We start from the raw sequence: 21405 nt of genomic DNA on the forward strand, positions 1-21405 counted from the left end.
TAACCGAGCCGACAGCGGAATAGGAGTGGTTCAATCCGCAGACGGAGCGATTTTTGTATTCTCAACAGGCAGGTTCCCTCGCTCCCGCCGCCCGTGGAACGGCCTCAGTAGATCACTACCGAGCGTATCGACTTGCCTTCGCGCATCAGATCAAACCCGGTGTTGATCTCGTCGAGGGTCAGGTAATGGGTGATCATCGGATCGATCTGAATCTTGCCTTCCATATACCAGTCCACGATCCTCGGGACATCGGTGCGCCCCCTCGCGCCTCCGAAGGCGGAGCCTTTCCACACTCTGCCGGTGACCAGCTGAAACGGCCGGGTCTGAATCTCCGCCCCGGCTGGGGCCACGCCGATCACAACCGAGACACCCCACCCACGATGCGTGCACTCCAGCGCGTCGCGCATCACCTTCACGTTGCCGGTGCAGTCGAAGGAATAGTCCGCGCCCCCGATCTGATCGAAAGGTGTCTTGGTCATGTCCACGATATGCTGGACGACAGAGCCTTCGATGTTCCGCGGGTTGACGAAATGGGTCATGCCGAAGCGTTCGCCCCAGCTTTTCTTGTCATCGTTGAGATCCACGCCGATGATCATGTCGGCCCCGGCAAGCTTCAGGCCCTGAATGACGTTCAGGCCGATCCCGCCCAGTCCGAAAACCACCGCCTTGGAGCCGATCTCCACTTTCGCCGTGTTGATTACCGCTCCCACTCCCGTGGTGACGCCACAGCCGATGTAGCAGATCTTTTCAAACGGCGCGTCATCCCGAACTTTGGCCAGTGCGATCTCCGGCAGGACCGTGTGGTTGGCGAAGGTCGAACAGCCCATGTAGTGCAGGATCGGCGTGCCATCCAGCATGGTGAACCGGGTCGTTCCATCCGGCATCACGCCCTGCCCTTGAGTGGAGCGGATCGCCGTGCAGAGGTTCGTCTTGCGGCTAAGACAGGAGGGGCATTGCCGACATTCCGGCGTATAGAGCGGGATGACGTGATCGCCGGGTTTCAGCGTCGTGACCCCCGGCCCGACCTCCAGCACGACCCCGGCCCCCTCATGACCGAGAATGACCGGAAAGAGGCCTTCGGGATCGGCCCCTGACAAGGTGAACTCATCGGTATGGCAGATGCCGGTCGCCTTCATCTCCACCAGAACCTCACCCGCTTTCGGGCCTTCGAGGTTCACTTCCATCACCTCAAGCGGTTTACCGGCTTCCAGGGCGACGGCAGCACGGGTGCGCATCGAAATCTCCATCTCGCTATGCCGGGCGTTCAGGCCCCGCACGGGTGGCGCCGGCGCAAACGTTCGCACCGGCACCCCAGACCCGGCGGATCAGGCCGCGGCCAGAACGCCGTTCTTCTTGGCCACGAAGGTGGCGATCGCATCCATAAGCGGCGGCGAGAGGCAATCGTAGGGCTCCAGCTTCAGCTCGCGCAGCCGGCCCCGGATACCCTCCATACGGTCAGGGGAGACACCGGACTCGATCACCGAAGAAACGAAGGCGGCGAATTCGGGCGCAGCCCAGCCATCCTCGGCGGACAGCTCGGTATGAACAAAGTCCAGACCATGGAAGGGGTGGTCGGTCGACTCGATCCGGCCATACATGTGCACGCCGCAATCCTTGCAGGCGTGACGCTGGATCGCCGCCTGTTCGTTGACGATCTTCAGCTTGTCGCCATTCTGCGTTACCTGCACATGATCCCTCGGGACCACCGCGATCTGAGCAAAGGTCGCGCCTTCCGGCTTCCAGCATTTGGTGCAGCCACAGACGTGGTTATGCGCGGTCTGGTGCGAAACCTTCACTTCGACAGGGTTGCTGGCGCAATGGCATTTCAGCGTTCCCCCTGCAAAATCCGCTTTCCCCGGATGAACGCCCCCGTCCACTGCCGGATGAATCTCTACATTTTCATAAGTCATGGAATACCCTCCCTTGCTTCGGCGGGCGGCCAGCCACAAACCGAACACGCTGGAATTCTGCGCAGAGGGCGCGCATGAAACAATTCAGCAAAAGGGTGGAGAAGCGGAGCGCTCACTTTCCCGACCATTTCCAGAAAGCAAAAAATTCCCGTCTCGGGATTGGGCGTTCGCTGCGGACGTTGCGATAGCGAGATCAGAAATTTTTAAGGAAAATCAAGGTGCAAGTGTCTGACGTCAGCTGCGGTGGCTCCTTTGTATTCAATAATTTCTCGGGATGACTTGCCCCATGAAGGTCCAACGCGTCCCGCCTCCACCCGGGCGATCAGGTAAAACCGCGTCGCGCGGCTCGGACCGGCGTTGCGGAGAAAACCGTGCCCTGAACGGCCCATTCAGCCCGCCGACGCTTCGCTCTCCTGATCGCTGAATTCGACCCTGTTGAGAACGGGCGGGTCAACCAGATCACTGTCGGAAGTCGCCGCAGCATCATGGCCATGCTCCGCGAATACCGGAAGCGAACGGTAAGGCGAACCGCCTCTTCCCGAAAGCTATCCTTAAATAGTTATAACAATGGAAAATTTTTCGTACTTTCAGTGGGTTTTATGCTTCCATACACGCTCGGGCCCAAGAAAATTTGATTGCGTTGTCCTCCACCCTGCTTTCCCCGCAGCGCGATGATCTTCGTTATATTGATTGAGGATGATCCGATGACCCACGAAGACCATGAGCGCCTGCTGAGAGAGTTGGAGACGGGCAAAATTGAGTATGACAGTCACAGCGACGATATCTGCCTCGCGCCGGGTGTCCCGCTAACGGAGGCGCATATCCGGATCGTGGCGCAGCGTCCGTATCTGGCAGACAGCTGGCCCCAGCATCTCCGGATCTCGATCGGGCTGCCGCCGATCCCTGTGGCAGAGCTGCATCCCGATGATCTTGCCGCGGATCCTATTGCCACCGCAATGAAGATCCGGCGGGCGAAATAGCCCGGCGACGGTCGTGGCAGATGGAAAATCCTGAAGTCGGCGCCAGTATCCTGCCGAGAGCACGTCGCGACGGGCGACCTGCTGGGCGTGGGCAATCCTGCGATGCTGTTCCGCCAGCGATAGACAGGCCCTTCATTCGCCGCTGGAGCAATCGTTAACCGACCTCGCATCGGACGTGTCCCCGAGAAGTCCGCGAGAGGGGATCCGGTAACCCCCCGTCAAGCCATGATGACCGAGCCACAAACCCGACGGTTCATCCGCGGGGACTCGCGCCGAGGATCGCCGGTGGTAGAAGCCGATGGTCTGCCGAGGTGACAACCGATGCCGCCTCCGTTCTACAGACCCGCACGCGCGGCGGTCGTGACGGGGAAAATTACCACCACAGGGGTTCAGAATTTTCGACGGGCTCCGCTTGGCCGCATATTTCGCCGCTGATACCATAAGGCGGTCTGGAAAATCGCCCCTTCTCCGGTATCGGAAAGCGACCGGGCTACCTGCTCCCGGCTATAGCTCATCACCGTGCGCGGCCATACTCAACTCAGGCCGAACTTTCCGAACTTCATGAAAAGGGCATCGATCGACGGCGAGTCGCTCGGTTGCAGTAGCGGCGATGGAAGTTCGACCCGGATTTTCGGCGAGACACAACACGCTATATTGCTGCACATTTCTGAGGAAATGGAGCGGGCGATGGGAATCGAACCCACGACATTCAGCTTGGGAAGCTGACGTTCTACCTCTGAACTACACCCGCGCGCGGATCGTGTAACATCCCCTGCCCTCGCTGCGCAAGGGGCGATGGCTGCCTTCGCCCCGGCTCTCACCGCGATCTTCGGGTTACCTATCGCTCGTCCGCGATGACCTTGCCGTCGTTCGGCAGCGTTCCTGGCGGCACGATGCGCACCACGCCCTTCAGCTTGGTAACTTCGGCGAGCTTCTCACCCAGTCGGTCGGCGGCAGCGGCGGCGGCATGTTCAGCCCAGAGCTCCATCCGGTCCTGTTCGCCTTCGCGTTTGACCACGAGCCGCACCTTGCCGGTTCCCGCCACGGAGCGGGCGACGGCGGCTACCTGCTCGGGCCGGACGAACATGCCCTTCACCTTTGTCGCCTGATCTGCGCGGCCCAGCCAACCGCGGATCCTCCGGTTGGTCCTGCCATCCTCCGATGGGCCGCTCAGGATCGCGGACAAATCGCCCGTGGCAAATCGGAAGAGCGGGTAATCGGCCGAAAGCCGGGTGACCACGACTTCGCCCACCTCTCCGTCTGGCAGGGGCTCCCCAGTGCCGGGGCGCACGATTTCCAGCAGCACACCTTCGTTTACCACCATGCCGGGGCCATCGCCCTCATAGGCGACGATGCCCAGATCCGCGGTGCCGTAACACTGACGAACCTGCACGCCCCGCCCGGCAAGCTCCAGCCGAAGCGACTCGGGAAGCGCCGCGCCGGAGACGAGCGCCATCCGAAGCGAGCTGGTATCCGCGCCCTGCTCCGCCCCCTTGTCCAGAATGATCTTGAGGAAATCCGGCGTGCCCACATAGGCGCTCGGCTGGAATTGCTCGATGGCGATGAGTTGATCCGCGGTATTGCCGGGGCCTGTCGGGATCACCGCGCAGCCGATCGCCTCCGCGCCGCTTTCGAACATGAAGGCCGCGGGCGTCAGGTGGTAGGAGAAGGTGTTGAGCACGACGTCCCCCTGCCGGAGCCCCGCCGCATGCAGCGCCCGCGCCGCGCCCCACCAGTCCGGCCCCTTGCCCTCCGGGTCGAAGATCGGGCCGGGGGAGATGAAAAGCCGCCGAAGCTGCCCCCGCTCGGTCGCGGTGAGGCCGCCGAAGGGAGGGGCGGCCTTCTGCAGGGCGGAAAGGTCGGACTTCCGAAGCACCGGCAGCGCCGATAACCCGTTCCAGTCCTCCACCCGCTCAGGACTATCCTTTAGGCGATCCGCCCAATAGGGCTGCTCACCGCGCACGCGGGATAGCGCCGCATTCAGCCGTGTGAACAGAACCTTGTCACGTGCGGGAGGATCCAGGGTTTCCGCCTGGTCGTAGGGTTCGCCCATGGCGTTCTCCTTCAAGCCAGCCAGCGTTTGCGCCGGCGGTAGTGCTTCACATTGCGATAATCGACCTTGCCGCCGCCCCCGAGGTAGAAGTCCTGCACGTCCGGGTTGCTTTTCAGAACCTCCGCCGCACCCGACATCACCACCTGACCGTTCTCTATGAGATAGGCTCGGCTCACCACATCCAGCGTCGCGGCCGCGTTCTGTTCCACCAGCAGCACGGAGAGCCCCTGCTCCTCATTGATCTTGCGGATGATCGCGAAGATCTCCTGCACCAGAATCGGTGACAGGCCGAGCGAGGGCTCGTCCAGCATGACGAGCTTCGGCTCCGTCATCAGCGCGCGTCCGATGGCGAGCATCTGCTGCTCCCCGCCCGAGAGATATCCGGCCTTGGAGCGGATACGCTCCTTCAGGCGGGGGAAGTAGTCGTAAACCTGTTCGCGAAGCTCGTTGTAGCGGGCGGAATTGCCGCCGCGATAGGCAGCGATCAGGTTCTCATCCGGTGTGAGATGGCCGAATATCCGCCGTCCTTCCAGCACATGCACCAAACCGTCGGCCACCCGTTCGGGCGGTCCCATCTTCAGCAGGTCATGTTCCCCGAAGCGGATCGTGCCGCGTGTGACAAGCCCGCGCTCCGGCCCGAGCAGGCCGGAGATCGCCTTCAGCGTGGTCGATTTTCCCGCGCCGTTGGAGCCGAGAAGGGCGACAACCTCGCCCTCCCCGACTTCCAGGGACACGCCCTTGATGGCGAGGAACACCTTGTCATAGATCACCTCGACATTCTCGAGGACGAGCCCCGGCATGGGTCAGTTCCCCGCCTTGTATTTCGCAGCCGAACTCTCGATCTCCGCCCGCACGACATCCTGATAGGCCGGGTGCCAGTCGGAAACCGGCACCCAGGCGGAGCCGTCCCATTCGGACACCCGTCCGGCACCGCCGCCCTGATGATCCGTCGCCGTGATGGTGATCGGCGGCATCAGCCCTTCGGCATCGAAATCGACGATCTTCTCGAACCCGGCCTTCAGCTTCTCACCCGTCAGCGGACCACCGCCGTCGGCCAGCGCGAGCCGCGCCCCCTCCACCGCGACAGCCATCGTGGCCACGCCGAGGTTGTAATAGCTGGTGCCGACATTGGCCTTGTCGCCCGCCCCGTGACCGGCGTCGATCACCTTGGACTGGATGCGCTCGAGGATGGGGCTGTCCATGCCGGAAGCCGTCGCCTCGAAGCGCTTGACGCCCTTCATCTGGGCCGCGCCCACGTTCGCGGCATCCGTCTCCGCCAGCCAGATGACGGAATAGATGCTGTTCGGATCGATGCCGTTCTGGATCGCCGTGCGGACGGAGACCGCCTGCCCGCCGCCCGCGCCCCAGATCATCACGTAATCCGGCCGGTAACGCCGGACTTCCGACCATGCGGCGGACTGTTCGTTGCCGGGGCTGGCATACGGGAATGCCTTGACCTCGAACTTCTCCTTTTCGGCCAGATCGTTCAGGATCGGCAGCGGCTCGCGGCCGAAGGGGCTGTCGATGTGCACGATGGCGATCTTCTTGCCTTCCAGACCGCCGTGCGACTTCATGTATTCGACAAGGTTCGCTGCCTGCGACCAATAGGTCGCCATCATCGGAAAGATATAAGGAAAGACCTCCCCGTCCGAAGCATCACCGCGCCCGTGAACCGGCGTGATGAGCACTACCTTGTCCTTGTTCACGCTGTCGATCATCGCCGCGGAAACGGGCGTCGACAGGAAGTCGAACAGGATCGCACCCTCATCGCGGGCGCGGTTGTAGGCTTCAATGCCACGCTGCGGCTGGTTGCCGTGATCGCGCACGATAGCCTCGAACTTGGTCCCGTCGATGCCGCCTTCCGCGTTCACCAGCGTCAGGTAGTCCCGCTGACCCTGATTGTACTGCCCGGTGACGAAGGTATAGACGGCCGTGAAATCCTGCAGCAGGCCGATCTTCACGTCATCGGCGCGCGCGGGGCCGCCAAAGGCCAGTCCCGCCAGAACCACCGCGGTCATCGCGCCGCCACGCATCCATTTCAGTCCCATGTTTCCTCCCATTTTCCCGGCTCCTCCTTCCGGTCAACTCGTCAGCTTCTGGCGTGGCGGAATGGCCAGACCAGGAAATACTTGCGGATGTTGTCGTAGATTTTTGCCAGCCCCAGCGGCTCGAACAGCAGAAATCCGATGATCATGGCGCCATAGATCATGAGCGGCAGATGCGAGATGAAGTTCTGGCTGACCGGAACCCACCCCGCCCCTGCCAGAGCGGCGATCGCATTCGTCAGCACGATGGGCGCAAGCAGCACGAAACCCGCGCCCAGATAGGACCCGATGACGGAGCCGAGCCCTCCGACAAGCACCATGGCGACGAGCTGGATTGAAACGTTGAAGCCGAACTGCTCCGGCGTCACCGCGCGGTAGTAGCAGAAAGCCAGGATCGCCCCGGTCACTCCCCCCATGAAGGAAGAGGTGAAGAAAGCCATCAGCTTGTAGCGGAAGGGATCAACCCCGATGACAGCCGCCGCGAAATCCTTGTCGCGGATCGCCACCAGAGCGCGCCCGAAGCTCGTCCGTTTCACGTTCAGGAAGAACAGCGTCATCAGGACCACCCAGCCCAGCGCAAGCCAGTAGCGGGAGGCGAGGCTCTCGATCGGCATGAACAGGAAGCGGACCTCCGGCGTGCGGAGCGTGGCATGGGCGCCGCCGGAAATCGCGGGAACGTTCACGATCACCCAGTCCACAAGATACTGCATCGCGAGCGTCGCCATGACGAGGTAAAGCCCCTTCACCCGGAGCGCCGCCGCCCCGAACACCGTGCCGATCACGGCGGCGACAATCCCGGCGGCAAGCAGGGCAATCTCGAACGGAACCCCGGCGCGAACCATGTGGATCGCCGCATAGGCCCCGATCGCCATCACCGCCGCGAAGCCGAAGTGCAGTTGCCCCGCCAGCCCCATCAGCAGCGTGAGCGACAGCGCCGCCGCGCTCCAGATCACCCAAGGCAGAACGTAGGAGCCGAGATAGAGGTCGGACAGATACAGCGGCGCGGCCAGCGCCATCAGCAGCAGCAGGATGACGATGGTCCTGTCGGCAGGCACCGGCCAGAGCGCGCGGGCGCTTTCGTAGCGGTTGTGATGGACGCCGGAGAGACGGTAATACATGTCAGATCCTCTCGATGTCCTCGCGCCCGAAGATGCCGTAGGGGCGGATCATGATGGTCAGAAGAATGATGAGCGAGGTCACGACATCCCGCGTACCCCCGCCGACGACGCTGTCGAGATAGCCGGGGATCACGGCCCCCAGCACCCCGACGAGGATGCCGCCCACCAGCACCCCGATGATGGAGTCGAGCCCCCCCAGGATGACCACCGCCACCGCGGGGAACAACAGCGTGGAGAGTGTCCAGTCCACCCCCTGCGCAGACCCCCAGAGCGTTCCCGCGACGACCGCCGTCACCCCCGCCAGACCCCAGGAGATGCCGATGGCGCGTTCCACCGAGATGCCGACCGCCCAGGAGGAGATATGGTCGTCCGAGACGGCGCGGAGCTTGGTGCCGAGCCGGGTGCGGAAGAACAGCAGCGCGGCGATGACCATGACCACGCCGATGGCCCCGCCGATCAGATAGGTGCGGTTGATGAACACATCCCCCACGATCACCGGCGCAAACCCGATGCCGAGGTCGAGCGGCTTCGGCGTGGTGCCGAGAATGCCGGGCACCAGCCCGCGCAGCAGGATGTCCAGTCCGAGGGTCAGCATCACGATCATGATGATCGGCTGACCGACCATCCGGCGCAGCAGCAGCCGCTCCACCACCAGACCCAGCGCGAACATGGCCAGCGCCGCGCCGATCACCGCCACCCACATCGGCAGGCCGAAGGAGAGCAGGAGCCAGACCGCGTAACCCGCCGTCATCACCAAAGCCCCCTGAGCCAGGTTCGGCACGCCCGCGGATTTGTAGATCAGCACGAAGCCGAGAGCGACGAGGCTGTACATCAGCCCGGTGAGCGCGCCATTGATCACCAGTTCAACGAAATAGGCCATCAGCGCCCCTCCCCGCCCTTGACGTCGCGGATGGACAGGCGGCGCTCGATCACCCCGGTCTGCCCATTCTCATAGGTGATCTGCGCGCGGTAATCGACTCTGTCCTGCCCGGCATAGATCGCGTCGATGATCGTGGCATAACGGTCGTCGATCAGGTTGCGGCGCAGCTTGCGGGTGCGCGTGACCTCCCCGTCGTCCGGGTCGAATTCCTTGTGGAGATTGACGAACCGGCTGACGTTAAGGTTCGCCGGCATGACGGCATTGACCTGCGCCACGACGTCGCCGATCAGCCCATAGACCTCCGGCCGCTGGGACAGTTCGGCATAGGACGTATAGGCCACGCGGTTTTCCTGCGCCCATTGCCCCACCGCAGCGAAGTCGATGCAGATGATCGCCGAGAGGAAGTCCCGCCCTGCGCCGATCACGCAGGCATCCTTGATGAAGGGTGAGAATTTCAGCCGGTTCTCGATATAGGTGGGGATGTAACGCGTGCCGCCGGCGGTGTGCATGACCTCCGATACGCGGCCAAGCACGACAAGCTGGCCATCCCCCTCCACCTGCCCGGCGTCACCGGTGTGCAGCCAGCCGTCGCGGAGCGTCTCCGCGGTGGATTTGTCGTTCTGGAAGTAGCCGTCGAAGATGTTGTCGCCCCGCAGCAGGATCTCCCCGTCCTCGGCGATCCGCATCTCCACGCCGGGAAAGGGGCGCCCCACGGTGGTCAGCGAGATGTCCTCCGGCTTCTGGGCGACCGCCAGCGCGCAGTTCTCCGTCTGGCCGTAGAATTGCCGCAGGTTCAGGCCGAGCGCGCGGAAGTAGAGAAACACGTCCTCCCCGATCGCCTCGCCCGCGGTATAGGCCCGCTTCACCCGGCTGAGGCCGAGGTGATCGCGGATCGGGCCGTAGATCAGCACCTCTCCCATCGCGCGGCGCAGCCGTTCCGTTGCCGTCGGCACATGGCCGGAAAGGCGCTTGCGCTCCAGTTCCACCGCGAAGGGCATGAAGGCCTCATAGAGCCGCCGCTTCACGCCCGCCGTCTCCGCCACGCCGACCTGAATGCGCGTCAGCATGGCCGACCAGGCACGCGGCGCGGCGAAATAGAGCGTGGGAGCGATCTCCCGCAGGTCATGCAGCGCGGTTTCCTGCCCCTCGGGCACGTGGACGGTGAAGCGGAGCGCCATGGCCGCGCCCACGGAAAAGATGAAGTCCCCGACCCAGGCCATCGGGAGATAGGCCATATGGACCTCTCCCTGCTGGAAGTATCCCGCCGCCGCAGCGTTCCGCACACCGGCCAGCACATGCCCATGCTTCAGGGGAATACCCTTCGGCGCGCCTGTGGTGCCGGAGGAATGCAGCAGGATCGCCACATCATGCACGGAGGGCCGCGAGAGCAGATCCTCCGCCAGCCCCGGCTCCGCCGCCAGCCGCGCCCTGCCCCGCTCGGAAATTTCGCTGAAAGCAATGACGCCCGGCGCCTCCTTCCCCTTCAGCCCGCGCGGATCATCATAGATGATGAGCCGGAGACCGGGATGGGTTTCGCGGGCGGCGAGCAACTTGTCCACCTGCTCCTGATCCTCTGCGATGGCGACATGAACGCCTTCGCGCTTCATCTGCTGCGCCAGCTCCTCCGCCGGGGCATCCGCATAGGCAGGCGACGGGATCGCGCGGAGCGCCACGGCCCCCAGCATGCCGAAATACAGGTTGGGCCGGTTGTCCCCGATCACCAGAACGATGTCACCCTGCCCGACGCCCTCCGCCTCCAGCCCGGCGGCAAAGGCAAGCACGGCGTCGTGGTAATCCTTCCAGGTGTACTCCTGCCAGATGCCGTGGTTGCGCTCCCGCAGGGCCACATCGGAGCCGTGGTCGCGCGCATTCCGGGCCAGCAGGCTCATCAGGTGATCATCGGCGACCCAGTCGGGATGCAGTGCCTCGGGCGCGGACAAGGGCGCGGCGCGGACCGGCTCAAGCTGCATGGCGTGCCTTTCCGATATAGGCTTCGACCACTTTCGGATCGGCGATCGCCTCGCGTGCCGGACCCTGGGCGATCTCGGTGCCGTTGGACAGGACGAGCACCCGGTCGCAGATCGCGGTGATCACGTCCATGTGGTGCTCGATGATGAGAACCGTCAGGCCCAGCGCCTCCTGAGCATCGAGGATGAAGCGGACCATGTATTCCTTCTCCTCCTGGTTCATGCCCGCCATGGGCTCGTCCAGGACCAGAAGCCGCGGCTCCGCACAAAGGGCGCGTGCCAGTTCCACCCGCTTCTGAAGGCCGAGCGGGATGACATCCACATGCTCGTCCCGCGCGCTTTCGAGTTGCAGAAGATCGATGACCTCCTCCACCTTGCGGCGATGCGCGACCTCTTCCTTGCGCGCCCACCACGGGTAGAAGAACGAGGCCAGCGGATTGGGCTTCATGTAGATGTGCCGGCCCATCAGGATGTTGTCGAGCACGCTCATCCCGTGAAACAGCGCGACGTTCTGAAAGGTCCGCGCCACCCCCATACCGGCGATACGATAGGGTTTCAGGCCGTTGATCTGCCTGCCCTCAAGCGTGATCGTGCCTTCCTGCGGCGGATAGAACCCGGTGATCGCATTGACAAGGGTCGTCTTGCCCGAGCCATTCGGACCGACCAGCCCGAAGATTTCACCCTGCCGCACCGCGACCGAGACATCCGTCAGCGCCTTCACCCCACCGAAACGGCGGCTCACATGGTCGCAGACCAGCACAGCTTCCGCCGGTGTTACCGCTTCCGCCGGTGCGACGGCAGGTGAAGCCCCCGTCACGCGCGCGGCCCGTTGAGCAATGTGAAATGACGCAGCGGCGGCTGCGCGTGAAGCGCGGCCCGACGATCCTCCCGCATTCCCGTTCCTCCCAAAACAGGTCCGGCATGCCTTAGGCATTTTCCGGCAACTTGGAGGTTAGCATGATTCTGATTTCTGGTAATATGAAAATAATCGTAAATATCTTTCAGGAAATCGGAAAGTGCATCCCAATCTGGTCGATCACCTGACCGCTTTCATTGCCGTGATAGAAACGGGCAGCCAGTCGGCCGCCGGGCGCGCCTTGCGGCGGCCGGTCTCCTCCATCAACTACTCGCTCGTCCAACTGGAGACACAGTGCGGTTTTCCCCTCATTGAGCGCGCCCAGCGCCCCGCCACGCTGACGGAACAGGGCCGCGCGCTCTTTGCCGAGGCGAAATCGGTGGTGGAGCGGGCGCGGCGTTTCACTTCGCACGCCGCCTCTCTGGAGCAGGGGCTGGAGACGCGCATAAGGGTGGCGGTGGATGTGCTTTTCCCACGCGCGCGGCTGACGCAGGCTTTGGGCCGGTTCGCGGATCTGCATCCCCGGGCCACCTTTCAGTTCTTCAACTCATCGCTCGCGACATTGTGGGACGATCTCCGCGGGGGGCGCTTCGACATGGCCTTCTCCCTCGCCGCAGCCATTCCGCTGGACATGGAGGCGCGCTCCTTCGCCATAGAGACGTTGTCGCCCGTCTGCGCGATGACGCACCCGCTCGCGGCGCTTCCCCTGCCGCTCGCCGCCCGCGCCTTCGACCGGGAGCGCCAGATCTATTATGTCGGCGCGCCGGAGATCGACATGGAACGGGTGGGCCGGGTCTTCTCCACCGATGTCTGGACGGTGAATGATGTCGAGCAGATCCGGCAGATCGTCCTTTTGGGTCTCGGCTGGTGTTTCGCGGCCTCCGGCACCTTCGAGGACGAGGTCCGGTCGGGGCGCATCCGGCGGCTGACCTGTGCGGATGCGCAGTTCCATCCGGCCCGCACCATCGCCGCCGCCTGGCCGGTCGAACGCCGCCCCGGCCCGCTGGGACGTGCGCTGATCGACACGATGTCGGAGGTGATGGCCGAACAGGATGGAGCATGAGCGGGCAGAACTTCCGCTTGAACCCACGACAAGGCCCGCGCTACGCCTTAGGCGAAGCAACGAAGGCACAAGCCATGACACAGACGCTCCCCTCCCTCTCCCTCACTGCCGAAGAACAGGGGACAGTCCTTCTGGGCTGGTCGGAGATCGCCGCTCCTGCCGTGGTGGGGCTGATGGCGCGTTCGGGTTACGACGCGGTTCTGATAGACCTTCAGCACGGTCAGCACGATATCGCCAGCATGCGGGACAGCATCACCGAGGCGACGCTCGCACAGACCCCCGCCCTGGTCCGGGTTCCGGTACGGGACTGGGCGATGGCGGCCCGCGCGCTTGATCTCGGCGCGGCGGGGATCGTGGCTCCGATGATAAACTCGGCGGAAGATGCCGCCGCCTTTGCCGCGGAGATCAAGTATCCCCCGCTCGGGCGCAGAAGCTGGGGTCCGGGGCGGGCGCTTCAGGCGCACGGCATGACCCCCGCCGATTACTTCGGCAAAGCCAACGCTTCGACCGCCGCCATCGCCATGTGCGAGACGCGGGAAGCTCTCGCAGTGCTGGACGATATCCTGTCCGTGCCGGGTATCGACGGCATCCTTGTCGGCCCGGCCGACCTGTCGATCGCGCTTTCCAACGGGACCATCGAACCGGAGGGCACGGCCGTGCGAGAGGCGATGCGGGAGATCGCGCGGCGCACGCGGGCGCGTGGCAAGCTCGCCTGTGCCTTTGGCGGCCGGGCGGAACGCGCGGCGGAGCTTATCGCCGAAGGCTATCAGGTCGTCTCCGTCGGGCATGATACCTTCACCCTTGCCAATGCCTTTGCCAGCACGGTGGACGGGTTGAAACAGAAGATCGCCCGCTGACGAAAGCGGAACGGGAAAGGAGCGGCGATGGAGCAGGAGCGTATCGGACGGCACCGCACAGGGCTGCCCGCCCGCCTCGCCGCCTTTCTGCCAGCGCCGCCCCGAAATCCCGGCACCCCACTCAACCCGCGGCTTTTCGAGGAGCGGACGGTGGACACCACGGCGGCGGAACGGGATGCGCCGCGTATCGCCAGAAACCGCGCGCTTTCCGGAGAGAACAGGGTGGCGTGGCTGTTGAATGCGATCCGCTGCATGGACCTCACCACCCTCGCCGGCGACGATACGGCGGAGCGTGTTGCGCGGCTTTGTGACAAGGCCCGCCGACCGCTGTCCCCCGCGATCCGCCATGCGCTGGGGGTCGAGGGGCTGACCACGGGCGCGGTCTGCGTTTACCCGACGATGGTGCCCCACGCCGTCCGCTCCCTGCAGGGTTCGGGCATTCCGGTGGCCTCGGTCGCGACGGGCTTCCCGGCCGGGCTGATGCCGCTCCGCCTCCGCCTGGAGGAGATCCGCTATGCCGTGGCGGAGGGTGCTGCGGAGATAGACATCGTCATCACGCGGGAATGGGCGCTGAAGGGAGCCTGGGGCGCGCTCCATGACGAAATCGCGACGATGCGGGAGGCATGTGGCGCGGCGCATCTGAAGGCGATCCTTGCCACCGGCGAACTGGGCGACCTCTCTCGTGTCTATCAGGCTTCCATGGTGGCCATGCAGGCCGGGGCGGATTTCATCAAGACATCGACCGGCAAGGAGACGGTGAACGCCACGTTGCCGGTGAGCCTGGTGATGATGCGCGCGATCCGCGATTACCACGATGCGACCGGCCATGCCGTGGGTTTCAAGCCGGCCGGTGGCCTGAGAAGCGCGGAAGACGCCCTCGACTGGCAGATCCTGATGCGGGAGGAGCTGGGCCGCGCCTGGCTGGAGCCGCATCTTTTCCGCATCGGCGCCTCGTCCCTCCTGGCGGGAATCGAGCGTCAACTTGAACAACACGTGACGGGTCGGGGCACAGCCGACTGGCGTCAGGGCATCGCCTGAGGGGGAAGCAGGATGACCGGCCTTACCGATCTCATGACGGATCTGAATTACAGCCCTGCGGTGGAAGATCCGGCACCTGCCCGCCGCTGGCTCTCAAGCCACGGAAATCGGCTTGGCGCCTTTGTCGATGGCAGGTTCGCCCCGCCGGGCGCGGACCTTCCGGTCATCACCGCGCTCGACGGGGCGATGATCGCTCATGCAACCGAGACGACGGTCGAGGAAGGTCTGCGGGCGCTGCGGGTCGCGCGCCGTGCGGGGAAACGCTGGGCCGCACTCGCCCCCTGGGAGCGGACGGACCATCTTTTGTCCTTCGCGCGGAGGGTGGAGGAGAACCGCACCCTGCTGACCCTGCTTTCGGTGCTGGAGACCGGCCGCCCCATCACGCGGGTGCAGGAGGAGATCGCCGCGCTTCCCGGCCGGCTCCGCGCGGCTGCAACGGCCCCGTCCGACGCCCCGCTGGGTGTGGGGTTGATGCTCCTTTCGGCCGATACGGGGCTTGGCGACATAGCGCATGACCTTGCGGCGGCACTGGCGGCGGGAAATGCGCTCGTGCTGAAACCGGCGCCGAAGACCCCCCTGACCGCCCTCGCCCTTGCCGCCATTGCAGCGGAGGGCGGGCTCCCGCGCGGTTTGTTGAACGTCGTGAGCGGCGGGGCTCCGCTGGGCACCGCGCTGGCGCAAAGCGAAATCCCGGGGCGGATCGTCCTTTTCGGCAGTGAGGAGGCCGGGCGCTCGCTGCTCAGGGAGACGGCGGGTCTGCACAAGTCGCTGGCGCTTCGCCTCGGCGGAACGCCGGTGTTCATCGTCTTCGGTGATGCCGATCCCGATGCAGCGATCGAGGCGATCGTTGCAGGTTTCGGCAGGCATGGCGCGCGGGTGCTGATCGCGGCGGACATGGCAGCTCGGTTCGAGACACTGCTGCTGCGACGGTTCGAGCGGCTCCGCACCGGCAACCCGCTGGCGCGCGGCAACGATCTGGGGGCGCTCCGCTCTGCGGCAACAGCGCGGCTCGCGCACCTCCTGTCCACCGCCTCGGCGGAGGGGCTGGAGATCGTCCGCGGGCGCGCGGCAGAAGGCGGCGTTGCGCCCGAGCTGATCCGGGCGGTATCGCCCGCCTCCGCCCTCTGGGACGCGTCGATCCCCGGCCCGGTCGCGATCACCGCGACTTTCCGCTCGGTGGAGGAAGCGGTGGCGCTTGCGAACAACAGCCGCTTTGCCGCGCCCGTATCCGTCTGGAGCGGCAGCGGTGGAAGAGCCCTGCAGCTCACGCTCCAACTCCGCTCGGGCAGCATCGCGGTAAATGCGCCGGTCGAAGCCAGCGCGCCACCGCGGGGCGACAGCGGCTTCGGCGGTTGGTCGCTTGCGGACTGGTCGCGGCCCGAGGTGCCATCGCGCGGACGCCCGGAGCGGGCCTCGGCTCCGCCGCAGGCGATCCCGGTGAACAGCGGCGCCCGGCTGGTGATCGGAGGCGTGGCCAGGTCACCCGCAGGCGGCGAAGGCTATGCGGCAGAAGCCGGCGTGGCACCGCTCGGCTCTGCCAAGGACGTGGCGGCCGCCATCGAAAGCGCCCAGAAGGCCTCCGCGTGGAGCCGCCTCCCCCCGGCGGAGCGTGCGCGCATCCTGCACCTCGGCGCGGAGCGGTTCTCCCGCGAGGCGGGGCGCATTGCGGGCACCACCGCTCGGGAGGCGCTCGGGCCAGCGATCGACCGCTTCCGAAACGCCACCCTGCCCCTCGGCACGGGCGAGAGCCAGATCGGGGCGGAGCGGCTGATGCTGCGTCAGCCGGACCCTTTCGGCATCGTTACCCTTGCCTGCCCGGCAGATGCGCCGCTGATGGCGCCGCTCTCGCTCCTGCTGCCGCTCCTTGCCCGGGGCAACCGTGTGGTCATGCTGCCCTCCCCCCGAGATCCGCAACCTGCCATCGGGCTGGCCCTGCTTCTGTCTGCGGCCGGGCTGCCGCCGGGCACGGTCAGCGTCGTGAGCGGGAACCGGGATGCGCTGCTTCCCCCTCTCGCAGGGCACGACGCGGTCGATGCGGTCTGGTGCTTCGGAACGTCGGAACTGGCGAAGGTTGCGGAGGAAACGGCGTCTCTCTCGCTGAAGCCGGTGCTCGCACGGGATGGAGGTCGCATCGAGTGGTCCAGCAGGGAGATGGAGGGGGGCTGGCTCCTTCACGCCGCCCGGCGGGAAAGGTGCATCAGCCTTCCGACCCGCCCCTGATCCGCCTTAGGGCTGGATTCTGCCGCGAACCCTTTTCTTCCGGCCCAAAACGCCTATTGTCTGGTTCCACCGCCGCCCCATCGGGCAAGGGAGAAAAGAACGGATGCACGACACGATAGACTACGGTCGCCTCATGCACGAACAGATGCGGGGCCTGATCCGTCAGGTGCTTCAGCAGGTGGCGGACGAAGGTCTTCCCGGAGAGCATCACTTCTTCATCAGCTTCGACACCACCCATCCGGAGGTGGAGCTGGCCGACTGGCTCCGCGCGCGCTACCCAGAGGAGATCACCGTCGTCATCCAGCACTGGTACGAGGATCTGGACGTGGACGAGGACGGGTTCGGCATCACCCTGAACTTCGGGGATCAGCCGGAGCGGCTCTATGTGCCCTTCGACGCGCTTCTGACCTTTGTCGATCCTTCGGTGGAGTTCGGGCTGCGCTTTGAAAGCCAGGTGGCCGATGACGAGGAACTGGATGATATCGAAGAGCATGGCATGGGAGATGACGACACCGACCCGGACGGGTCGGGCGGCAGCTCCAATGGCGGTTCGGGAGAGGTCGTCAGTCTCGACAAATTCCGCAAGCAGTAGCCCCGGACCGGGGATCCCCTTGCAGGGATCACCCGGGGAAGCCTCGATCAGCCCGCCGGGATCGGCGGGTTGACCTCCGGGGGCAGCGGGCAGACATAGGGTTCCCGCTTCAGCACCAGCCGATGTTCTTCCTGCGCGGCGGCCAAAGCGGCAGGATCGGCAATGAGATCCTGCGCCGTTGCCGCCATGATCTTCGCCGCCAGCTCCATTCCCTTGTGGGCAGCGGGCGACTTTCCCTGCGCCGTCAGTTGCCAGCTATGGAATGGCGTGCCGATCGCGCATGTGGCGACCCAGGCCTGCACCGTCGGAACGGCCCAGGACACATCGCCCACATCCGTGGAGCCTTGCCCACCCGGCAGCGCCGCGCCGAGCGGTGCGACGAAGTCGCAAAGCGGCAGATCGGCGTCGAGCGGGCGCTGTAACCGGCGAAAGGTCTCCGAAATATGCGTGGGCGTCAGCGTGGACCGGATCGCCTGCGCGAAAGCCCGGTCCGCGTCGTCGTAGGACACGGGACCAAGCCGATCCATATGGGCCTGCATCAGCCTGTCCAGCACGCTGTTGCCGAGCAGGTTGGAGACGGCGCTGACCACCTGTTCGGAAACGGTTGTCTCCGTCATGAGCGCCGCACCCTGCGCGATCTTGCGCACGCGCGCCACGAGATCCAGAAGCTCCCGGTTGGTCTGAGCACGGATAAGCTGGCGCACCGTCGCCTTCGCCTGCACCACGTTGGGCGCGACCCCACCGGCATCGAGATACGCATAATGCACCCGCGCCCCGTCCGGCATGTGCTCCCGCATGTAGTTCACGCCGACATTCATCAGCTCCACCGCATCGAGCGCCGACCGGCCCAGATCCGGCGCCGCAGCAGCGTGGGACGCGCGCCCGTTGAAGGTGAAATCGATCCGGGTATTCGCCAGGCTGTTGGCCTCGAACACGCCATTATAATCGGAGGGATGCCAGGAGATCGCCGCATCCACGTCATCGAACAGGCCCGCGCGAACCATGAATGTCTTGGCAGCACCACCCTCCTCGGCCGGACAGCCGTAGTAGCGGATGCGCCCCGGCGTACCCGTCCGCTCCAGCCAGTCCTTCACCGCAGCCGCCGCCATGAGAGCCGCCGAACCGAGAAGATTGTGCCCGCATCCATGACCGGCGCCGTCAAACTCCGTCGTGGGCCGCGGCTCTGCCACGCCGGGTTCCTGGCCCAGTGCCGGAAGCGCGTCATATTCACCGAGAATCGCGATCACCGGGCCATCAGCGCCCGCTTCTCCCATCACCGCCGTCGGAATACCTGCAAGATCACGCGTGACGCGGAAGCCCTCTGCCTCCATCTGCGCCAGATGCGCTTCGACGGAGCGGCGTTCGGTATAGGCGATCTCCGGCGTGTCAAACACCTGATCGGCCAGGACCACGTAAGGCGCCCGCCGCTGCTCCACCAGATCCCAGATCTCTGCGCTGTTCTTCATTCCATGCCCCTGTCGGTTGGCCCATAAAGCGGAAACGGCGAACGGGACGCAACACTCTTCTTCCTTCGGCAAGTGCCGCCTTTTCAACATGTTATGATGAAGAGGGAAGAAGAGAGTGGCGCGGTTGACGGGGCTCGAACCCGCGACCCCCGGCGTGACAGGCCGGTACTCTAACCAACTGAGCTACAACCGCGCATCTCTTTTTCGCCCGATCCCGTCGGGCGTGGGGGTCTAATAGGCAACGCCGCGGGTGGCGTCAAGCGCATTGCGCAAGGAAAAATAGATCGCATGGAAAAACTTTTGCCCACGTCCCGTCAGGAGCCCTCACCGCTCCGGCGCGGGCACGAATTCGCGGTTATCGCCCGGTGGCAGGCGGAAGCGGCCATGCTGCCAGTCACCCGCCCGCCATGCCTCCCGCGCGGCGTCGATCCGGTCCTTCGAAGAGGCGACGAAGTTCCACCAGATGAAGCGGGGACCGTTCAGCGTGGCACCGCCCAGGATCAGGATGCGCGCGCCCCTCACCCCCGCGGCAAGGCTGATCCGGTCCCCGGGGCGAAAGACCATCATCCGGCCCGCCTCGAAGGATTGTCCTGCTACGGTCACCTCTCCCGTAAGAACATAGACACCCCGATCCTCATGGTTGTCGGGCAGCGGAACCGCGGCGCCCGGTTCCAGCACGGCATCCGCATAGAAGGTCTCGGAGGGCAGGGCCACGGGCGCCCGTTCTCCCCAGGCATCGCCAAGGATCAGCCGGACCTGCTTGCCCTCCCCCTCCAGCAGGGGGAGGGAGGCTTTCTCGATATGCTGGAAGGCGGCGGGATCATCCTCGTTCGCTTCCGGCAGGGCCAGCCATGTCTGAATGCCGAACATCGACAGCGGCCGCTCCCGCGCCTCGCCATCCGTGCGCTCCGAATGGGTCACGCCGTTGCCCGCGCTCATCAGGTTCACCGCGCCCGGCTCGATCCACTGGTCCGTGCCGATGGAATCGCGGTGGTGGAGACGCCCGCGCAGAAGATAAGTGACGGTGGAAAGACCGATATGCGGATGCGGGCGCACGTCTATCCCCTGCCCCGTCAGGAACTCGGCCGGCCCCATCTGGTCGAAGAACACGAAAGGGCCGACCATCCGGCGGGAGGCGGCGGGAAGCGCGCGACGCACCTCGAACCCGCCGATGTCGCGTGCCCGGGGGATGATGACCGTCTCGATGGCATCGACTTCGTCACCGATCGGGCATGTGGGGTCGAGGGCGGGGTTCCAGCTCATCCTGGCCTCCTGGCTGTTTTCTGGCGGACAGAGTTCCCGAATGCCACCCCATTGGCAAGCCGTGCCACGCGGTGGGCCTGCGGGCGCGCAGGAAAAGGAAAGCCCTCCCCAGCCTTCGGGACATAAGATTTGCCTCGGGTCGGCGAACATGGCAGAAGAACCCGCCCAGAAGACGGATACGCCCATGACGACCCCTCGCATCTCTTTCGAGTTCTTCCCCCCGCAGTCGCTGGAGGCGAGCTTTCGCCTGTGGGAGACGGTGCAGGCGCTCGCGCCGCTGAACCCGGCCTTCGTCTCCGTGACCTACGGTGCAGGCGGGACGACGCGGAAGCTCACGCATGAGGCGGTAACGACAATCCACAGGAACTACGGGCTGAACGTCGCCGCACACCTGACCTGCGTGGATGCCACACGGGAGGAGACGCTGGAGATCGCGCGCGCCTATGCCGAGGCCGGGGTGAAGGAAATCGTCGCGCTCAGGGGCGATCCGCCCAAGGGCGCCTCCGGTTTCACGCCACACCCGGAGGGGTTCGCGAGTTCGGTGGAGCTGGTGGAGGCGCTGGCCGCGACGGGAGATTTCCGGCTCCATGTCGGCGCTTACCCGGAGCCTCATCCCGAGTCGCCCGACACCCCCTCCGATGTCGCCTGGCTCCGCCGCAAGGTGGCCGCGGGCGCTTCATCGGCGATCACCCAGTTCTTCTTCTCGCCCGACATCTACTTCCGTTTCCGGGATGCAGCTGTCGCGGCGGGGGTCGATGTGCCGATCATACCGGGCATCATGCCGGTGAACAGCTGGAAGGGTGTGCGCGGCTTTGCCGCCCGCTGCGGCGCATCCGTGCCTGCCTCGCTCGATGCGCGCTTCACCGCTGCGGTGGACGCGGGCCGGGAGGCCGCCTTCGCAGTCGAGCAATGCACCGAACTCTGCGAGGCGCTCATCGCGGGTGGGGTTGAGGACTTGCACTTCTACACGCTGAACCGTCCGCAACTGACGCAACAGGTCTGCGCCAATCTCGGCATCCGTCCCGCCGCCGAAAGCGCTGCCTGAACCCGGTCAGCGCCGTCAGAGATGGCGCACATGCAGGACACACGGCTGCCCC

Annotated in this window: 18 protein-coding genes and 2 tRNA genes; 7 read left to right on the forward strand and 13 right to left on the reverse strand. The window is 65.1% G+C overall.

Annotated elements, in window-relative coordinates; genetic code table 11:
* Positions 1-104: 104 nt before the first annotated feature.
* Both RT513_RS01210 and gfa read right to left on the reverse strand, forming a co-directional pair.
* Positions 105-1235: an S-(hydroxymethyl)glutathione dehydrogenase/class III alcohol dehydrogenase gene (locus RT513_RS01210; RefSeq protein WP_290689613.1), complete on the reverse strand. Its 1131-nt coding sequence runs from the start codon at positions 1233-1235 to the stop codon at positions 105-107.
* Between the two features lie 90 nt (positions 1236-1325).
* A complete protein-coding gene (gene gfa / locus RT513_RS01215) occupies positions 1326-1910 on the reverse strand; it encodes an S-(hydroxymethyl)glutathione synthase (RefSeq protein ID WP_088213922.1) in 585 nt (194 codons plus the stop codon).
* A gap of 704 nt (positions 1911-2614) precedes the next feature.
* Here gfa and RT513_RS01220 point away from each other — a divergent pair.
* Positions 2615-2890, forward strand: coding sequence for a hypothetical protein (locus RT513_RS01220; protein WP_290689614.1), 276 nt, complete (start codon positions 2615-2617; stop codon positions 2888-2890).
* A gap of 676 nt (positions 2891-3566) precedes the next feature.
* Here RT513_RS01220 and RT513_RS01225 read toward each other — a convergent pair.
* From RT513_RS01225 to RT513_RS01260, 8 genes are all read right to left on the reverse strand, one after another.
* Positions 3567-3641: transfer RNA gene (locus RT513_RS01225), tRNA-Gly, on the reverse strand.
* Between the two features lie 87 nt (positions 3642-3728).
* Positions 3729-4943, reverse strand: coding sequence for a phenylacetate--CoA ligase family protein (locus RT513_RS01230; RefSeq protein WP_290689616.1), 1215 nt, complete (start codon positions 4941-4943; stop codon positions 3729-3731).
* 11 nt (positions 4944-4954) lie between these two features.
* Entirely contained in the window at positions 4955-5743 is a 789-nt protein-coding gene (locus tag RT513_RS01235; RefSeq protein WP_088216113.1) for an ABC transporter ATP-binding protein, read from the reverse strand.
* Between the two features lie 3 nt (positions 5744-5746).
* Positions 5747-6991, reverse strand: a complete 1245-nt coding sequence (locus tag RT513_RS01240; RefSeq protein WP_290689618.1) for an ABC transporter substrate-binding protein — start codon at positions 6989-6991, stop codon at positions 5747-5749.
* Between the two features lie 41 nt (positions 6992-7032).
* The gene (locus RT513_RS01245; RefSeq protein ID WP_290689619.1) at positions 7033-8106 is read right to left on the reverse strand and encodes a branched-chain amino acid ABC transporter permease; all 1074 of its coding nucleotides are present in this window, start codon (positions 8104-8106) and stop codon (positions 7033-7035) included.
* A 1-nt stretch (position 8107) separates the two neighbouring features.
* Positions 8108-8986, reverse strand: coding sequence for a branched-chain amino acid ABC transporter permease (locus RT513_RS01250; protein ID WP_290689620.1), 879 nt, complete (start codon positions 8984-8986; stop codon positions 8108-8110).
* Entirely contained in the window at positions 8986-10956 is a 1971-nt protein-coding gene (locus RT513_RS01255; RefSeq protein WP_290689621.1) for a long-chain fatty acid--CoA ligase, read from the reverse strand. Before RT513_RS01255 ends, RT513_RS01250 begins: the two co-directional genes overlap by 1 nt.
* On the reverse strand, positions 10946-11770 hold the full coding sequence (locus RT513_RS01260) for an ABC transporter ATP-binding protein (protein WP_290689622.1): 825 nt from the start codon (positions 11768-11770) through the stop codon (positions 10946-10948). Before RT513_RS01260 ends, RT513_RS01255 begins: the two co-directional genes overlap by 11 nt.
* A 199-nt stretch (positions 11771-11969) precedes the next feature.
* Here RT513_RS01260 and RT513_RS01265 point away from each other — a divergent pair, with 199 nt between their 5' ends.
* The 5 genes from RT513_RS01265 to RT513_RS01285 all read left to right on the forward strand — a co-directional run bounded on the left by RT513_RS01265 (position 11970) and on the right by RT513_RS01285 (position 17579).
* Positions 11970-12872: a LysR family transcriptional regulator gene (locus RT513_RS01265; protein ID WP_290689624.1), complete on the forward strand. Its 903-nt coding sequence runs from the start codon at positions 11970-11972 to the stop codon at positions 12870-12872.
* A gap of 74 nt (positions 12873-12946) precedes the next feature.
* Positions 12947-13729, forward strand: coding sequence for an HpcH/HpaI aldolase/citrate lyase family protein (locus RT513_RS01270; protein WP_290689626.1), 783 nt, complete (start codon positions 12947-12949; stop codon positions 13727-13729).
* Between the two features lie 27 nt (positions 13730-13756).
* Positions 13757-14767, forward strand: a complete 1011-nt coding sequence (gene deoC, locus RT513_RS01275; protein WP_290689628.1) for a deoxyribose-phosphate aldolase — start codon at positions 13757-13759, stop codon at positions 14765-14767.
* Positions 14768-14779: 12 nt separating this feature from the next.
* Entirely contained in the window at positions 14780-16987 is a 2208-nt protein-coding gene (locus RT513_RS01280) for an aldehyde dehydrogenase family protein (RefSeq protein ID WP_290689630.1), read from the forward strand.
* A gap of 103 nt (positions 16988-17090) precedes the next feature.
* Entirely contained in the window at positions 17091-17579 is a 489-nt protein-coding gene (locus RT513_RS01285) for an SspB family protein (protein ID WP_290689632.1), read from the forward strand.
* A gap of 47 nt (positions 17580-17626) precedes the next feature.
* Here RT513_RS01285 and RT513_RS01290 read toward each other — a convergent pair whose 3' ends face one another.
* The 3 genes from RT513_RS01290 to RT513_RS01300 form a co-directional block, all read right to left on the reverse strand.
* The gene (locus tag RT513_RS01290; protein WP_290689634.1) at positions 17627-19045 is read right to left on the reverse strand and encodes a M20 family metallopeptidase; all 1419 of its coding nucleotides are present in this window, start codon (positions 19043-19045) and stop codon (positions 17627-17629) included.
* Positions 19046-19161: 116 nt separating this feature from the next.
* A tRNA-Asp gene (locus RT513_RS01295) sits at positions 19162-19238 on the reverse strand.
* A 131-nt stretch (positions 19239-19369) separates the two neighbouring features.
* Positions 19370-20308 carry a pirin family protein gene (locus RT513_RS01300; RefSeq protein WP_290689635.1) on the reverse strand — a complete coding sequence of 313 codons (939 nt, stop codon included), beginning with the start codon at positions 20306-20308 and terminating at the stop codon, positions 19370-19372.
* 184 nt (positions 20309-20492) lie between these two features.
* Here RT513_RS01300 and metF point away from each other — a divergent pair, with 184 nt between their 5' ends.
* Positions 20493-21353, forward strand: coding sequence for a methylenetetrahydrofolate reductase [NAD(P)H] (metF, locus tag RT513_RS01305; protein WP_290689636.1), 861 nt, complete (start codon positions 20493-20495; stop codon positions 21351-21353).
* The last annotated feature ends 52 nt before the right edge of the window (positions 21354-21405 follow it).

Origin of the sequence: Haematobacter sp. (genome assembly GCF_032102465.1) — a bacterium.
Taxonomy (GTDB): domain Bacteria; phylum Pseudomonadota; class Alphaproteobacteria; order Rhodobacterales; family Rhodobacteraceae; genus Haematobacter.

Bases quoted from the DNA above. Each gene is read 5' to 3' on its own strand.
- RT513_RS01235 (WP_088216113.1), bottom strand. From the start codon at position 5,743: ATGCCGGGGCTCGTCCTCGAGAATGTCGAGGTGATCTATGACAAGGTG.
- RT513_RS01270 (WP_290689626.1), top strand. From the start codon at position 12,947: ATGACACAGACGCTCCCCTCCCTCTCCCTCACTGCCGAAGAACAGGGG.
- RT513_RS01245 (WP_290689619.1), bottom strand. From the start codon at position 8,106: ATGTATTACCGTCTCTCCGGCGTCCATCACAACCGCTACGAAAGCGCC.
- RT513_RS01230 (WP_290689616.1), bottom strand. From the start codon at position 4,943: ATGGGCGAACCCTACGACCAGGCGGAAACCCTGGATCCTCCCGCACGT.
- deoC (WP_290689628.1), top strand. From the start codon at position 13,757: ATGGAGCAGGAGCGTATCGGACGGCACCGCACAGGGCTGCCCGCCCGC.
- RT513_RS01285 (WP_290689632.1), top strand. From the start codon at position 17,091: ATGCACGACACGATAGACTACGGTCGCCTCATGCACGAACAGATGCGG.
- metF (WP_290689636.1), top strand. From the start codon at position 20,493: ATGACGACCCCTCGCATCTCTTTCGAGTTCTTCCCCCCGCAGTCGCTG.
- RT513_RS01250 (WP_290689620.1), bottom strand. From the start codon at position 8,986: ATGGCCTATTTCGTTGAACTGGTGATCAATGGCGCGCTCACCGGGCTG.
- RT513_RS01220 (WP_290689614.1), top strand. From the start codon at position 2,615: ATGACCCACGAAGACCATGAGCGCCTGCTGAGAGAGTTGGAGACGGGC.
- RT513_RS01240 (WP_290689618.1), bottom strand. From the start codon at position 6,991: ATGGGACTGAAATGGATGCGTGGCGGCGCGATGACCGCGGTGGTTCTG.
- RT513_RS01280 (WP_290689630.1), top strand. From the start codon at position 14,780: ATGACCGGCCTTACCGATCTCATGACGGATCTGAATTACAGCCCTGCG.
- gfa (WP_088213922.1), bottom strand. From the start codon at position 1,910: ATGACTTATGAAAATGTAGAGATTCATCCGGCAGTGGACGGGGGCGTT.
- RT513_RS01210 (WP_290689613.1), bottom strand. From the start codon at position 1,235: ATGCGCACCCGTGCTGCCGTCGCCCTGGAAGCCGGTAAACCGCTTGAG.
- RT513_RS01290 (WP_290689634.1), bottom strand. From the start codon at position 19,045: ATGAAGAACAGCGCAGAGATCTGGGATCTGGTGGAGCAGCGGCGGGCG.
- RT513_RS01300 (WP_290689635.1), bottom strand. From the start codon at position 20,308: ATGAGCTGGAACCCCGCCCTCGACCCCACATGCCCGATCGGTGACGAA.
- RT513_RS01255 (WP_290689621.1), bottom strand. From the start codon at position 10,956: ATGCAGCTTGAGCCGGTCCGCGCCGCGCCCTTGTCCGCGCCCGAGGCA.